Source organism: Nonomuraea antimicrobica, assembly GCF_039536965.1.
Lineage (GTDB): Bacteria > Actinomycetota > Actinomycetes > Streptosporangiales > Streptosporangiaceae > Nonomuraea > Nonomuraea antimicrobica.
In genome coordinates this window covers 1-15,885 of the sequence record NZ_BAAAZP010000241.1, presented here as the reverse complement: position 1 = coordinate 15,885, position 15,885 = coordinate 1, and the positions used below count along the sequence as shown (strand labels likewise).

Annotated in this window: 8 protein-coding genes and 1 pseudogene; 2 read left to right on the top strand and 7 right to left on the bottom strand. The window is 70.1% G+C overall.

Features of this window, described 5'->3' with window-relative positions:
- Positions 1-9: 9 nt before the first annotated feature.
- The 5 genes and pseudogenes from ABD844_RS53540 to ABD844_RS51660 form a co-directional block, all read right to left on the bottom strand.
- Positions 10-153: pseudogene (locus ABD844_RS53540) on the bottom strand (ATP-binding protein); the annotation flags it as partial.
- Positions 154-296: 143 nt separating this feature from the next.
- Entirely contained in the window at positions 297-6,143 is a 5,847-nt protein-coding gene (locus ABD844_RS51675; RefSeq protein ID WP_344897259.1) for a hypothetical protein, read from the bottom strand.
- Positions 6,144-6,176: 33 nt separating this feature from the next.
- Entirely contained in the window at positions 6,177-6,494 is a 318-nt protein-coding gene (locus ABD844_RS51670) for a trypco2 family protein (protein WP_344897256.1), read from the bottom strand.
- 136 nt (positions 6,495-6,630) lie between these two features.
- Positions 6,631-9,144 (bottom strand): ATP-binding protein, encoded by a 2,514-nt coding sequence (locus ABD844_RS51665; protein WP_344897253.1) that lies wholly within the window; start codon positions 9,142-9,144, stop codon positions 6,631-6,633.
- 340 nt (positions 9,145-9,484) lie between these two features.
- On the bottom strand, positions 9,485-10,876 hold the full coding sequence (locus ABD844_RS51660) for an MDR family MFS transporter (RefSeq protein WP_344897250.1): 1,392 nt from the start codon (positions 10,874-10,876) through the stop codon (positions 9,485-9,487).
- A 222-nt stretch (positions 10,877-11,098) separates the two neighbouring features.
- On the opposite strand from ABD844_RS51660, the gene ABD844_RS51655 reads away from it, so the two are divergent.
- Together ABD844_RS51655 and ABD844_RS51650 are read left to right on the top strand one after the other, a co-directional pair.
- Positions 11,099-12,079 carry an alpha-N-acetylglucosaminidase gene (locus ABD844_RS51655; protein WP_344897247.1) on the top strand — a complete coding sequence of 327 codons (981 nt, stop codon included), beginning with the start codon at positions 11,099-11,101 and terminating at the stop codon, positions 12,077-12,079.
- 60 nt (positions 12,080-12,139) lie between these two features.
- Positions 12,140-13,225: a GntR family transcriptional regulator gene (locus ABD844_RS51650; RefSeq protein WP_344897243.1), complete on the top strand. Its 1,086-nt coding sequence runs from the start codon at positions 12,140-12,142 to the stop codon at positions 13,223-13,225.
- 215 nt (positions 13,226-13,440) lie between these two features.
- On the opposite strand, the gene ABD844_RS51645 is transcribed toward ABD844_RS51650, so the two are convergent.
- Complete coding sequence (locus tag ABD844_RS51645) at positions 13,441-14,379, bottom strand: cobalamin biosynthesis protein (protein ID WP_344897240.1); 939 nt, start codon at positions 14,377-14,379, stop codon at positions 13,441-13,443.
- Complete coding sequence (locus tag ABD844_RS51640; RefSeq protein WP_344897237.1) at positions 14,363-15,154, bottom strand: aminoglycoside phosphotransferase family protein; 792 nt, start codon at positions 15,152-15,154, stop codon at positions 14,363-14,365. Before ABD844_RS51640 ends, ABD844_RS51645 begins: the two co-directional genes overlap by 17 nt.
- Between the last annotated feature and the right edge of the window lie 731 nt (positions 15,155-15,885).

Below are 15,885 nucleotides of genomic sequence, written 5' to 3'. Positions count from 1 at the left end.
CACGGCCAGCTCGGCGAACCCGGCCAGCAGCCGCGTCTTGCCGATGCCCGGCTCGCCGGTCACGACGGCGAACATCGGCCGCCCGCCCGCGTCGAGCAGGTTGGCGAAGTGCGCGAGCTCCGCGCCTCGGCCCACGAGCGGGTTGGGTCGCATCCACACCTGAATCGCCCGCGGAATCGGCGGTCGGCGGGTCAACTTTTGGTAACCGGTTCGGGCGCTGTGCGGGCATTGACCAGGAGCATCCGATTCATCACCTACCGTCCCGCTTCACTCCCCGCATCCATACGGCCCGCGCGTCAGAGTTCTTCGGCCGCCTCGACGCCGAGTTCGGTCCTGAGCTCCAGGGCTCTCTCGCGTTGATTCGCGCGCAGGTCGTCGCGTGCCAGGAGCAGGTCGCACAGCACGGCCACAGGAGGGGTTCCCCGGTGCTCGGCCCCCCAGGTCAGTGCCAAGGCCGCAGCGCGGCGCGCGTTACCCATGCCCAGGTGCTCCTGGCAGAGCAGCGCGCCCAGCACCTGGTGGGCCGCATAGCTTTCGACGTGCTCGTCGAGCCATTCCAGGCTGTGCGCGACCAGTGATCTGCCACTTTCTTGATCGAGGTCGGAGCGCGTCAGACAGGCGGAGAGCAGGGAACCGGCCGAGTGCTCCAGGCGGTGTTGGGCAAGCCAGTCGTCCGCATACCGCCGTACACGGACGATCTGGTCGTCGACGAGGTCGTCGCGGCTCAGCAGAGCCCGGACGACGTCGGGCGCGGCGGCCTCCCTGGCTTGCCCGCCCAGCCAGGCCAGCGCCGCGCCGCAGATCTCGCGGAGCTGGTCAGCGGACAGCGCGGAGCACCTCAGGCAGGAGATCAGCACGGTGCTCACGGGAGGCCGGGTCTCGTGGGCCCGCACCCAGACCAGGGCGTGCCTGATGACCTGCCCGCGCTGCGCGGAGCTCAGCCTCGCGTGCCGCAGCAGGCTGTTGAGCAGGTGGTGCGACTGGGGACGGAGCCCATGCCGGTCCAGCCAGTCGAGCGCCTGGCGGACGGTGATCGCCTCGTCCTCCGGTGAGCGCTCCGGACGGCCAAGGAGTGGGGTCAGGACGAAGGTGGCCTCGCACTCACCAGCGTGGACGTTCAGCCAGACGACCGCGTGCCGGATCGCCGCCGTCGATGCCTTGGTGGCGGACCGGTCCAGGAGATGCTGGAGCAGGACGGCGCTCCTTGCATCGGCCGGGTGCGCGTCCAGCCAGTCGAGCGCGAACCGGGTCACCGAGTTGTGCTCGTCCGTGAGCGGCCTGAGGAACCTGAAGATCGCTGAGCAGACCGTCACGGCCTCTGGCCTGCGGCTGTGCTCGCCGAGCCAGCGCAGGGAGAGGTTGATCAGCTTCGGCCTGTGGTCCTGGAGTTCGCGCACACCCAGCAGGCTCGCGATCGCGTCACCGGCCTCGGCGAGATGGGCTGTCGGTTCGATACCGTCGAGCGCGAAGTCCGGCAGGGAAGCGGTGCCGCACCCGTCCGGTCCGGGTAGTTCCCAGTCGAAGGCGGGTTGCAGGCCAGGAAGGAACCGGCTGTCCAGGGCCGCGCCCGCCACCCTGGCGAACAGTTCCGGCGGCAGGTCCGCCCGTACGAGCAGCCGCTGCAGCACGTAACGCGGGTCAGGACGTTCCACACTCGGATTCCGCAACTGCCCTTTCCTGTTGAGGTCCTCGAGCCTGTCCACCATCAGCGAGGACCACTCCAGAATCCGATCGGTCAGGAGCCGTACCTGACCCTCGTTGAGGTGGTCGAGCTCCGCCAGCGGCCGGAGAACGTAGGAGGCTCTCTTCTTCGTCCCGTGTTCCGCCAGCCAAGCGAAGGCGTAGCGCGCCGATTCCTGCTGTTCTTGCGGGGTGAGCCCGGGGTGGTCGACGCAATGCCGCAGCACCTGCAACGCGCCGAAGGCCGCATGGTGCCGCGCGAGCCACCGCAGGGCGAGGCCCGGCAACCGGCGTCCCTGCTCCGCGAAACGTTCCTGGTGGTCGAGGAGGACGGGGAGGACGTGGTGGCTCCCGAAGTCCTCCGAGTACTCCTCCAGCCAGGTCAGCGCGAGGCCCAGAGCGCGTTCCACCACCACGTCGTCGACGTGCGGGGCGCGCAGCAGGCGGGACATCAGCGCGCCGATGACGCCCCCGGCCTCATGACTGGCGTGGTTGGCGTCCAGCCAGGCGAACGCCTGCTCGTCGAGAGCCCATCCCGGCTCGTCCGGCTCGCTCTCCCCCTCGGGCTTCACCCTGCCGACGCGGCCGAGGAGCACGATGTCCTTGCCGCGCCAGTGCAGGGCACGCAGGAGCACGTCGGCCATGAGCCGTGGCGGCAGTTCCGGCCGGCCCAGAAGCGCGCCCAGCAGCGTCGGGTTGAGCCCGGACCTCCTTCTGAACCAGGGGGACATCCACTCGAGCGCCAGCGTCGCCGCGTCGCCCAACTGCGCCTTGGTGAGTTCGGCGCGCCGGAGCAGGCCGGTGATCACCAGAGCCGGGCCGTCGTGGACCGCCTTGGCCTGGCTGGCGTCGTTCCAGTGGTGCAGCCACGAGAAGGCGAAGTCGATGACCCGCCGCGCCTCGGGAGTGCGCAGGTCATTCCACCTCAGGATGCCCCGGAGGACGAAGTCGGACCGCTGGTGCTCCGCGTGCAGTTCGAGCCAGTCGAGGATGGCCGGGACGATCTGCGCCGTCTGTTTCTCGGTGAGATTCGGAACGCCGACCAGAAAGCATGCTTCGTTCAGGCTGAGCCGGATGGGAGAAGGCGGCGGCGCAAGGCCGTCGTCCAGCGGTCTCCGGGTGCGGTGCCGGGCGGCGAGAATGGCGTCGATGAGGGCGGAGTTGTGCTCCGCCCTGCCTGGTTCGCGTGGGGGGCAAGTCTTCAGAAGCTTGAGGACTCCCGCGTAGAAGGTCTCGCCAGGCGGGTGCTCGGTCTCGCGAAGCCACTCGGCCGCTCGATCGAGCGCCTTCCCCGCCTGCTCGTTTGAGAGCCGGCCTCGACGCATCAGGTCCCCGAGTACCGCACCGTACCGGCGGTCGTTCCTGTGGGTTCTGAGCCACTCGAGGGCGTGGGCGGAGATGCGCTGCCCCTGCACCGGCCCGCAGTGCCAGAAGCCGAGCATCGAGCTCAGCAAGAGGGCGGACATTCGCTCGACCCCGTGGGAATCCATCCAGTCCGCGGCGTGGCGAGCGATCTGGTCCGGCTGCGTCGAACTGAACTCCATCCGGTCGACGACCCGGGGGTTCTCCTGGGAAGGCTTTCGACGGCCCCGTCCGGCCAGCGCGTGGATGACCTCCTTGGCATCGGGACCGGAGTGGGCCTCCAGCCAGATCAGCGCGTGGGCGATGGCGCGCCGGGCCTGTTCCCGGCTGATGTCCTTCTCCTTGAGCCGGACCGCCTCCTTGACCAGGTGGAGGCTCTCCAGGTGGGTGTTGTGGGAGTCGAGCCAGTCCAGCACGGCGTCGGTCGCCGACAGTCCGTCCCTGAGCTCGAACAAGACATCCGCCAGTTGGTAGGCGGCGTTGGACTGACCGTGCGCCGCGAACCAGTTCAGGGTGTGCGACACGGCCGGATGAAAGTGCTGGGCCTCGATGCCCTGGGCCGCCAGTAGCGCCCTGAGGACGAAGTGCGCATCGGCACGCGTGTCGTGGTGGCGGAGCCAGGCCAGGGCCCGCTCGGCGGACTGGACGCGAAGCGGCTCACCCGGTGCCCGGCGCTCCAGCAGCGGGCGAAGCACGAAGCTGCCCCGGGGCTTCTCCCCGTGCTTGTCCAGCCACCGCAGGGCGGCGGCGACCACCTTTCCGGCTTCCTCGTCCGGCAGCGCGGTGCTTCTCAGCAGCGGGTCGAGCACACGGGAGGCGGTTGACCAGGTGCTGTTCTCCGACAGCCACTCCAGGGCCAGAGCCCGGCACGACTCCTCTCCGGCGGCCCCGGGTTCGAGACGGCGCAACAGCACGCCGAGCAGTTTCGGCGCGTCCAGGTGGCCGGGGAACCGCCGCAACCAGTCCAGCGCCGACTCGACCAACGGCAGGGGTACAGGCCCCTTGGGGCACTCGTGCAGGAGGTTCGTGAGAGCGAGGGATGCCCGCTGCCCCGTCTCCGCCGCCTGGAGGAAAGGGCCGGCGACGACCGGCCAGTTTCGCGTCAGCGCGGCGTGCCAGGGCGGCCCGGCGACCATGGCCAGCAGTCCCCGCTCAGCCTCCTGAGTGTTGTCGCCGTCCCCCAGGAGCACGCCTGCCTCCCGCGCGTGCTGATCCAGCCACAGGCCGCAGAGCCGCTCTAGGAGAGGCCGCAGCGCGCTCTCCGGATAGCCGGCGGACATCAGCCGCAGCCGGTGCGCTAAGCGGGCGAACGTGGCCGTGCCCGTGAGCGCGGCGTCCAGCAGCGCAGCCGACTGTGCTCCGTGCAAGGTCTCGCCGGATGGCGTGACGAGGCAGTAGCGCAGCAGTTCCTCGGTGACCAGATCGTGCACGCTGTGCAGGCGTTCCTCCCGCTCCTCCAGCCAGCCCCGGTTGACCAGCGTGTCCACCACGGACGCGGCGTCCAACCCGCTTTCGGGGAACCCGGCCAGCAGCCGGCCGGCGGCGGCCTCGACCATGGGACGCGGCTGCGGGCATGCGGCCAGGGCCGCCGCCGCGGCGAGCGGGTACGGCCCGCGCCCGGCCATGGCGCCCGGATCCGGGAACAGTTCGTCCGCACGCAGGTGCGTCAGCAGCCAGTTCGACAGCTCGCCTCCCGGCAGCCGTGACCTGCGCGGCACCGCAGGCTCCCCAGGGCCCCGCCGCCTGACCTCCGCGGCGATCAGTACGGCGAGGCCGGGCCGGAGCCCGCACAGTCCAGCCAGCTCCTCGGCGCTCCATCCGGACGCCTTGTCGGGCCGGGGCGCGATGCAACCGAGGATCGCCTGCTGTACGCGGCGCAGGTAAGGCTCGGTGTCGGGCACGGCCGCGTGCCCGAAGAGCTGGGCCACGCAACGTTCGCGGAGCGTGGCGAACGCGGTCGGGCCGGCCGAGGCGAGGACGGCGACCCGGGGCAGCCGGTGGTCCGCTCCTTCCCGCATGGCGCCCGGGTCGAAAGAGATGTCCGGCCGGACGTCGTCGAGGACGATGAGGACCTTTCCGCGACCGGAGCGCACGGCCAGGTCGACGGCCCGCTCGACGGCCGGGTCGGTGGCCGGTCGCTGGTGCAGCACCTGCCAACCGTTTCGCTGGGCCAGCGCGGCGGTCTCCAGGCAGATGCGGCTCTTACCCGCTCCAGCCGCACCGGTGAGGAGCACGCCGGGGGTCTCGAACTCCAGCCGAGCGAGAAGGTTCTCGGGGCGGGCCGGGTGGTGTTGTTCCGGTTTGACGAAAGATATCCGCTTCTCGCAGAGATGGCGGCCCGAGTCCGCCAGCTCCGCGACGACGTTGTCGTGCGGCACGAGTTCTCGAAGGTCGGAGGGAGGGGTTTCCCCGGTGTACTCCAGCGGGCGGATGCCACGCGGCTCCAGAAGGCTCCGCAGTGGCGGGTCCTCCTCCAGGTGAGCGACGCTGACAGCACGCAGTGAGGGGGACAGGTGACCGGTACAGACGCCGACGACCACGCCTTTCCCTCCGACGAGGACGACGGCGCCGGAGACCCCTGCCCAAGGTCTCGTCTCCGGGGTAAGGCCCCGCGCCGTGTCGATGAGGACGGTGATCTCGGGCTGGCCGGAGTCGACGGTCAGCTCCAGTCGGTACGGATCAGCGAAGGAGCCGAGCACGATCGTGCCGAAGAACTGCCGCCGGCCCGAGAGGCGTTTCTCAACGCCGTACTCGGGAAAGCCGATCACGTCATAGCGGACCTGGTCGGCGTTCTTCCGCAGTTTCGCGATCCGGGCATTCCACATGTCCGGCCGCGCTTCGCTTTCCAGCACCGCCAGCGCGATGTCGTACGTTCCATCGTCATCAGGTGCGTAGCGCGAGTGCTGCTGGAACCTGCTGATCCTCAACAGCCGGCCGGTGTCCGTCAGCCGGACGAGGCCACGGTCGCCATCGCGTGCGTCCTTGAAGAGGTGCGCACAGGTCAGGACCAGATCCGGCGCGATCAAATAGCCGGAGCCGCGGAACGTCCCGTCATCTCCGAGAATCTCGACGACTCGGTCAAGTATCGTGTCGCTGGCCAAGGGTGCCGACGCTCCTTTCGATGAGCGGCGCTGTCAGCGGCTGTCGCGAGGGAGCGCGCCCGTCGGCCTCCGGCTTGCCCCGGTCCGCACGTAGTCGCCGTCCGCGGTCTCGGCCGCCAGCTCCAGCGTGAGCGTGTGGGTGGACACGGTCTGCCTGGACGACTTGCCGTCTCCCGAGAACAGCCAGATCTTGACGGCCGCGCCCCCCTCGCGTCCGGCCGTCACGGCGACCTGGGCCTCAAGGTTGATTCTCTCGATCCGGAACCGGACCGCTTCGCCCTCGCTCTCCTTGATGGATCTGGAGAGCTCCTGACGCAGAGCCTTGAGTGCGTCGGCGAGTTGGATCTCCATGCGCTCCCTCACTGTTCGGGCCGCGGCGCGCCTCTGGCGCCGCGGGTCCATCGAGTGTCTGGGGCGGGGACATCCGAGGCCAGAGCACTCCGCGTGGAAAGCGGATCTGCTGCGGAAAGTGCGGAACCAGTGACGACTACCGCTGGTACGCGACCAGGGTGTCCAGGGCCTGCGTCAGTCCCAGGCGCTCGCCATCGGCGTACTCCTGCTGGAAGACCTTCTCGCCGAGAATTCGCCGAATCTGACCGATGCTGCGGTCGCGGCTGTGCACCAGGTGCGAGAAGCCCCACAACTGGGGGGCTCCGGCCGGCTGCCAGATGCTGTGCGCGGCGCCGAGCAGCAGCGCCGCCAGCCGGGGCTCTCCGCGCTGTGCCAGGACCCTGGCGAGCGTCTCGCTCACCGTGGCCGCTCCCAGCCGGTCACCGAGCCGCCGCTTGAGCTCCAGGCTGCGCCGCAGCAGGGCGACGGCCTCCTCAGGCTGGTTGATCTCGGCGTACTCCATGGCCAGCGTCCAGAACAGATAGGAGCGATGCCAGATCTCGCCGCAGGACTCCGACAGCTCCAGCGCCTGATGGAAGAAGCCGGCAGCCTCCTCACGGCAACCGCGCATCGACGCGGCCAGCCCGAGCTGCGCCAGCGCCTGCTGGCGTGTCAGCATGCCGTCGCGGTGCCCGTCGGCGCGCAGCGCCGCCCACGACTGCTCCGCCGCCCTCTCGGTGTCACCGACGAACAGCGCGGAGAGCCCGCGTAGCTGGTGAACGGCGGCGCGGATGCCGTGCCAACCCTCGCCCTCGCGCCGGATGACCGGCTCAACGCGCTTGAGCAGGCCTTCGGCACCGTCACGGTCACCGTGCACGAGCAGAATGAACGCGGCGCTCCACATTGCCCGGCACCAGGCGGGGGCCAGGTCGTCATCGGGCGACCCAGGGTGAAGGCCGGCTATCCGGCGCATCCAATGGACGCCTTCCCCGACCTTCCCGCGTGCGAGCCAGTACATCCACAGCGCATAAGCGCCCTCGAAGAGGGTGTCGGACGCCGGGCCCTCGGCCAGCGCGTACGTGAACGCCTGCCGGATATTGGCGTGCTCCTCCGCGAGCCGCACGAGCCATGCCTGCTGCCGCGGCGTGGCGTACGCCTTCTCCGCATGCAAGGCGAGGCCGAGGTGGTGGACGTGATGGCGGCGGCGCGCTTCGGGCTCCCGCCCTGAGGAGGCCAGCCGCTCCTGCCCGTAGAGCCGGACTGTCTCCAGCATGTGCAGCCGGGTCCGTCCACCGGATTCGGCTCGCCGCAGGAGCGACTTGTCGACGAGCCCCGAGAGCGCCTCGAACGCGGCGTGCGGGCCGAGCCGCTCGTCGGTGCACGCCGCTTCGGCGTCGGCAAGGGACACGCTCCCCGCCCACACCGACAGCCACTCCCACATGAGCTGCTCGTCCGCCGAGCACAGCTCGTAACTCCAGTCGAACACCCCACGCAGTGTCCTGTGCCGCGGATGCGCCGTACGCTCTGCGCTCGCCGGCCCGAGCAGGTGGAAACGCCGGTCGAGCCGGTCGAGCAGGTCGTCGAGGGAGAGCGTACGTAGGCGGCGGGCGGCGAGTTCCAGCGCCAACGGCAGCCCGTCCAGCACGCGGCACACCCGGACCACCGTGGCCCGGTTTCCCGCGGTCACGCGAAACCCCGGTAGCACCGCCCGTGCGCGGTCGGCGAAGAGGTCCACGGCCACCGAGTCCGTGCCGGTGTCGCCCGGGAGCGGGAACGGGCCGACCTCCAGCACATGCTCACCGGCCACGTTCAGCGGCTGCCGGCTCGTCGCCAGGATGCGTAGCGTGGGTACGGCCCGCAGCAGCGCCCTGGCCAGGGCGGCGGTCACGTCGAGTAGGTGCTCGCAGTTGTCCAGCACCAGGAGCACCCGCTGACCTCCGAGCGCCTTGGCGATGGCCTCCAGTGGTCGCTGATCCGCGTTGAGCTGGACACCGATGACGGTGGCGACGGCGTGGTCGACCATGGCCCGCTCGGTGAGCCCGGCCAGCTCGACCAGCCACACCCCGGCGGGGAACCGGCCTGCGCTCTCTTCCGCCATCCGGAGTGCGAGACTGGTCTTGCCGACGCCGCCGACCCCGGTCAGGGTCACCAGGCGGGCCGTCATGACCAACCGGGTGCCCTCTGCCAGCTCCCGTTCCCGGCCCATGAAGCCGGCCAGCGCCGACGGCAGGTTGCCCGGGGGCGTCGGTGGTTCCGCGGCGGCCCGGTCGGCCCGGAGGTCCTGGCCGGGCACCTGGCTTGGTTCCGCCCCGTCATCGGAGAGGGAAACCTCGCGCCAGCGAACCGCCCAGGTGTGGAGGAGCGCTGACAGGTGCCGGCCATGCGCGGTCTCGGCCGCCCTCTGGGGGTGCGCTTCCGCGAAGGCGGCGCAGGCACGGACGAACGCCTCGACGACTTCCCAAGACGGCCGGACACGTCCGGAGGCGGCGTTGCGGAGTGAGGTCTCGGAGTACGGCGTGCCCAACCGGCCGGACTCGCGGGCCAGCGCCTCGTAGCTGGGATCACCGGCCTGGTCGCGCAGGTCTCGCAACGCCTGGGCGAAGCGCCCGAGAAGACTGCCGGGGTCGGGGATGGGAGAGGGCCGACGCCCAGGACGCGCCAACCGACCCATGCCGCCTCCGCCATGACGGTTTTCTGGACAGAAAGTCAATTGTATTCGAGTTCGTCTCGGCAGATCTCGCGGTCAGACAGCTCGCCCAGCGGCGGATGCCTGGCTCAGCAGACCCCGGGCCGGTTACGGACCTGAGAGCCCTTCGTGACGCAGTGGCCGTCGTCGAGCAGCCGCCGACCACGCTCCCTCTGGAGAGGCGTGCCGTCCAGGTCGCGTCACGCCTCGGCCACACCAGCCCGCGCCAGTGATGGCCAGGTCTACCGCGGTCGCTCGGCCCGCGGCCCGACACCCCGCAGCGGCAGAGCGTGCAGGTCGCGCGAGGAGAAAGGGATCGAAGCGTTCATCGACTGGATTCCTGGAGCTCGCCGGTGCTGTCCGCGCGGGCCGGTAGGAGCAGGGCGGTGACGACCACAGCCACGGACAGCACCGCGCCGATGATGAAGGCCAGCCGCATGCCGTCGAGGTTGGCGAGCACCTCGGTGACTCCTGCGGACTTCAGTGCCTCAGCCCGCGCGCTCATCACGGTGATCACGAGCGCGGTGCCGAAGGCCGCGGAGACCTGCTGCAGCGTGCTCAGGATCGAGCTGGCGTGGGAGTAGAGCGACGGTGGAACCGCTCCGAGCCCGAGGGTGAACACCGGAGTGAAGGTCGCGGCCAGACTCACCATCAGCAGCGTGTGCAGACCGAGGAGCTGCCAGAACGGCATGGTCGTCGTGACCTGGGTGAAGCCGGCGAGCGCGAGCATGATCCCGATCGCGCCGGGGATGACCAGGACCCGGCCGCCGAACCGGTCGAACAGGCGGCCGACGGTCGGCCCGAGCAGCCCCATCGCGAGACCGCCCGGCATCACGAGGAGTCCGGTCTCCAGGGCGGTGAGTCCGCGGACGTTCTGCAGGTACAGCGGCAGCAGGATCATCGAGCCGAGCATCGCCATGAAGGCCACTGACATCAGGATCAGCGCGACCGTGTAGGTGCGGTGGAGCAGGGTACGCAGGTCCAACAGCGGCACGCCGCGCTTCTGCAACGACAACTGGCGGACGACGAAGACGGCGATGGCGAACAGGCCGGCCGCCACGATCGCGGCGGCGACGCGGGCGTCACCGCCCTCGAACCTGCTGAGCCCGTAGACCAGGCCGCCGAAGCCCGCGGCCGCGGTCACCACGCTCACCCAGTCGACCGTGCTGAACTGGGGCTCTCCGACGTTCTTGAGCTGCTTCAGGCCGCGCCAGGTGATCACGGCGGCGATGGGGAGCACCACGGCGAACAGCAACGGCCAGGACCCGAACTGGAGGATCACGCCCGAGACCGTCGGGCCCATTGCGGGCGCGACCGAGATGGCCAGGGAGACGTTGCCCATCACCCGGCCCCGGTCTGCCTCGGGCACCACCTGCATCAATGTGGTCATCAGCAGCGGCATCATCACGGCCGTCCCGGACGCCTGGATGATGCGGGCGCCCAGCAACACCTCGAACGACGGCGCGACGGCGGCCAACGCGGTGCCGAGCAGGAACAAACCCATCGCGGTGGCGTACGCATGGCGGGTGGACACCCGCTGCAGGAACCATCCGGTGATCGGGATGACAGCGGCCATGGTCAGCATGAAGGCGGTCGAGAGCCACTGCGCGGTCTGCTCGGTGATGTGCAACGAGTCCATCAGCGCCGGGATCGCGTTGATCATGATCGTCTCGTTGAGAATGACCACGAACGTGGCAAGCACCAGCAGCCGGATCACGGCCGGGGTGCGACCTGAAACGGCGGTCGCGGATTTGGCAGGTGAGTCGAGCTGTGGGCCGGACACGGTACCTCGATCAGGGTTGTCGGACATGACATGGTCATGGCTGGGGGCACAGCCTTGGATCTCGCAAGAAGTCGTGGTCATGCACAGACTGACCTGCACCACCGACAAAACTCATCGACCGTGCCCAGCATTCCGGCAAGTGATGCGAAATGTCACTTGGTTTTCACCGACGGCAGATCTCGCCCGGACTGGCCGGCCAGCGACACGCCGCACTACGACGCCGTCGCGGACGCGTTCTACGCCGAGCAGCACCGCCTCTTCGAGGCCAGCGGTATGTGGGCCGTCGACCTTCTCCACGAGGGCGGCAAGTCCGGCGGCGTGCCGCCGGACGAGGCCGCCCGCGGCGTCGAGGCGGGAATGCGGCGGGCCGACCCCGCCTACACCTGGGTCCTGCAGGCGTGGGTCGGGAACCCGCGCCGCGAACTGCTCGACGCCGTTGACCGCGAGCGTCTCCTCCCGAGCCTGCGCGCCAACCAGGCGAGCGCGGTGGGCCCGCGAGCACTCGGCTATCCGGCCGGAGCACTGGTGCCCGCGTTGCGTCTGATGTTGTCAGGCGCTCCCGGCGAGCTGACGCCCGGATTCCGGTTCGATCTCGTCGACCTCGCTCGTCAGGTGGTCGATGACGAGGCGCGACGCATCCTTCCGGCCCTCGCCGAGGCCGCCGACGCGAAGGACCTGGACCGGTACGACCGTCTGGTGGCGCTCTTCCTCGACGGCGTCGACGGCCAGGACGCGGTCCTCTCGACCGACGAGAACTTCCTGCTCGGGCACTGGGTCGCCGACGTGAGACGGTGGGCAGGCTCGCCGGCCGAATCCGTGCGGCTGGCGACCGAGGCCAAACGGCTCCTCACGAGCTGGGGTTACGAGGACTCGTTCGTGCTGACCGAGTATGCGACCCGGAGCTGGGCAGGTCTGGTGGGCGGCTATTTCCGTTCGCGCTGGGAGCGGTGGTTCGCCGAGGTACGCAAGGCGCTGACAGCGGAACCGACCACGGCGGTGGACTGGTACCGCTTCACGGCGGACTGGGTGGAGCCGGACGTCGAGTTCGCGGCGGTTCCGTCCGGCGCCCCCGTCTCCGCGCCGCCTCGCGGCGCTGCGGCAGGCACGGTCCACGCGGTCGGAAACCGGGTGAAGTGACCGACACTCTTGTTGGACGATCGCGTCGAACACTGCCGTGATTCACCATTGTCCAGGCTCGTGTCCGAAAGCGGGCCGTCGGTCGTCGAGCGCATTGCCGACGAGCTTCGCGAGCGAGCGAGCGCGCGTATCAAGCGTGGGCAGCTCGTCGGCGGCCGGCGGCTGATCGAGGCCGACTGGACACGGGAGCCGGGGGTGAGCCGTGGCCCTGCGCGAGAGGCGCTGGGGCGGCTGGCCGGCGAGGGGCCGGTCGTCGTCGAGCCGAAGCGCGGCGCCGTCGTCCGGCGGTTGCACACCAAGGACATCATCGATCTCTACGCCGCGCGAGCCGCGATCGAGGGCCACGCGGCGGCGCTCGCGGCAAGCCACATCGGCCCAGGCCAGGACCGTTGTACGGGTTATGGCACCCCACAGCCAGCCAAGACCCGGCCCAGGCCGCTGGTGTGGACCGACGACCAGGTGCACGCCTGCCAGGAGGACTACCGCAGCTACCGGGAAAGGGAGAAGCAGCGCCGGGGCGACCCGATCGACGCCTACACCAGCGTGCCACCCCCCTCCCCCGTCATGGTCTGGACACCCGCGCACACCCGCCGGTTCCTCCGAGAAACCAAAGCTCACCGCCTGTTCGCCCGCTACCAACTGATCGCGCTGCGCGGGCTGCGCCGGGGCGAGGCGTGCGGGCTGCGCTGGAAGGAGGTCGACCTCGACGGCCAGATCTTGACCGTGAACTGGCAATTGGTGCATCTGGACTGGGAAGTCCACGCCGCAAGGGGAAGGGCCCGTCCGACCACGCGCCGATCGTGGTCGATCCGGAGCAGTGATTTGCGTCACAAACCGCTGTCACACGAGTATCCTGTGTTCTCAAATGTTTCGGGGGGATCAGGGAGCTTCAAGGACCACAGGGGGATCTCCGTGGAACCTGCAGACGGTCGCGTCATTCTCTTCATTCTCATCGGGATCGCCGTGTTCTTCCTCGGCCGCCGCTTCCAGGCCATGATCATCATGCGTCAGGTGTGGAAGCAGAGTGCCCGGCAGGTCACGGCCAGGAAGGAAGTCGCGCACAGCGCGGCGAAGGCGCTGATCTCCATCACGTTGATCGCGGTGTTCGTGATCTGGCTCGTCCTCAACCTCAACCGAATGATGTGAGAACCTCGTCCTCGACCTCGGCCGGGCCGGTTGGAGGAACTCGTTCTTCACCCCAGCCGGGCCGGATTGAGAATCCGGGATCACCTGCTTGAGGGTCCGGGATCACCAGCCGATCCCGACCTGAGCCGGGCTGCGGGTGGGCCCGGCTTACCCGCTATGTCGCTGGGGAGCCGCCCGGCGCCCATCAGGTCGCCTCATCTGGGCGGTCCCTGTCGTCATTTGGTGAGCAGGCGGCGCAGGGCCCAGGCCGTGGCGACGGCCGCGCCCGCGGCTGCCAGGCTCACCGCCCGCGTCAGACGTACGGCGCGGCGGATGTCCCCGACCTCCGGGCTGGGCCCGTCGCCCATCGTGGGCCGCTCCTCGGTCCTGCCCTCGTACACGTTCTTGCCGCCCAGCGTCACGCCCAGCGCACCGGCGAACGCGGCTTCGCACCGGCCGGAGTTCGGGCTGGGGTGGCGGTGCCCGTCCCTGCTCAGCATGGCCCGGGCCCCCGCCGGATCCGGCGCGGTCAGCACGGTGAGCACACCGGTGAGCCGCGCAGGCACGTAGTTGGCCACGTCGTCCAGCCGGGCGGCGGCCCAGCCGAACCGCTCGTAGCGGGGGGAGCGGTGCCCGATCATGGCGTCCAGCGTGTTGACCGCCCGGTACGCCAGCAGCCCCGGCACCCCCGCCACCGCCCCCCAGAACAGCGGCGCCACGACGGCGTCGGAGGTGTTCTCGGCCAGGGACTCGACCGTGGCCCGCGCCAGTTCGGGGGCCTCCAGGTGACGCGGATCGCGTCCGCAGAGGTGGGGCAGCCGGGCCCTGGCACGCGGCACGTCGTCGCCCTCCAGCGCGTCGGCCATGTGGCGGCCCTCGCGGGCGAGCGTCGTACCCCCGAGCACGGCCCAGGTGGCCAGGGCGGTGACCCCCGTACGGAGGGCAGGGTGCGGCGTCAGGCGCACGGCCAGGACCCCCAGGGCCGTCGCGCCGCCGACGCACACGGCGACGTGCAGCGCGCCACGCGCCCGGTCGTCGGCGTACAGGGACTTCTCCAGCCGCCCCGCGACGCGCCCGAACAGCGCGACGGGATGAGCAGGGCTCTGCGGGTCGGCGAGAAGCCGATCGAGGGCCACGCCGAGGGCGAGCCCCAAAGGATCACACCAAATGGGCATGAAGCTCATCTTCGTGTACATCCAGCCACGCCGTGGCACGGCGGATGCGTTCACCAGCGCCGCCCGCCCACATCTTCGCCCAGTTGCCACCGGTGGCGGCGCGGGTGCGCATGACGGCGTAGGAGCGGTGGAAGCGGAGCCTGGCCAGTTCGAGGAGGCGGCGGCGCTCGCGGGGCTCGACTCCGTACGCGTCGCAGAACAGGCGCAGCCGGGCACCGACGTCCACGGTGCGCAGGAGCGGGGCACGGTCGACGGGGTCGGCGAGGGGGGCCCAGTGGCGAAGCGTCGTGACGACGTCGAACAGCCTGGTGGTGGGCCGGGCGAGGTCGAAGTCGATCAGCGCGTACGGGGTCGCCGGGCCGCCCTCGCGGAACACCACGTTTTCCAGGGTCACATCACAATGCCCGATCACTTCGGGCGCTCTGTCGTCGTTCGACCCGCCGTCCCAACCTCTGCCCGACAGCGGGAACCCGGTGGTCGCGTCGTGGAACCGCCGCACCAACCCCGCCAGCCCGGCCAGCGCCTCATCGGTCACGCTTTCGAGCCGCAGGCCCGTCCTGCCGGGGAGGTAGGTGAGAATCTCGCGACCCAGCCCGTCCATGCCCACCACCCTGGGCGCCCCGTCGAACCCGGCGGCCTCCAGGTGTCTCAGCAGGGCATGCACGGCGGGCGTCGACGTACTGGCCGGTCTGCGCACGGTGTCTCCGACGCGCACCACCCCGTCTGTCACGTCCCCGCCCTGCAGGGGAACTTCATGCAGGAGCGTCGCGACCATGCCAAGACAGCTTAGACCCCTTCCGCCCCACCCCGCGCCGCCTTTCCCACCGCCCACGGACCCCGTTCGGGTATCGGGCCGCAGGGGTTCAAGCCGCCTGAGCCTGCCCGGCGCCCAATCCCAGACCAAGCCCCTCGAACCACACGGGCCAAGGCCGCCACAGGGCGCGCCCACCGCAAAGCGAGGGCCCAGCCCGCTACCGTGCTCCTAGCCGACCGACCTGGAGCTGCGTACCGATGCAGATGGCCATCCCTGTGCCCGTCCCGCTGTCGATGCCAGCGTCCCCTCATGACGCTCCTCGGCGAACTGGTCGCGCATCCCATCGGTTCGGCGGGCGCCGCCATCGCGTCCGGGCCTCCGCGGCCGGTGCGATGCTCCGGTCGGTCCCCTCCGACCTCCTCCGGGTCCTGGCCCCCGACCCGCTCCACCTGCACGGCGTACCGGTGCCCATGCTCGCGCTGGTGCCCCTGGGGTCTACGTGGCGGAGCGTTCAGCGGGCGTACACGATGCCCACCACACCCCTTCGCCGGGTTCCTTCCTCTACCTGGCCACCTCCGGCATCCTCCCAGAAGCCCACACACCCCGCCGCGCCGCTGACTGGACGCTCACGACTATCGTGCTGGAAACCCTGTTCATGTGGGGTGTGATCGGGTTGACAGCCTGACACGGCGAAAACGTGTGCGTGACATGTCGCCGGATCATGCACAATAAGGCGGGAGCGCCCTTAGCTC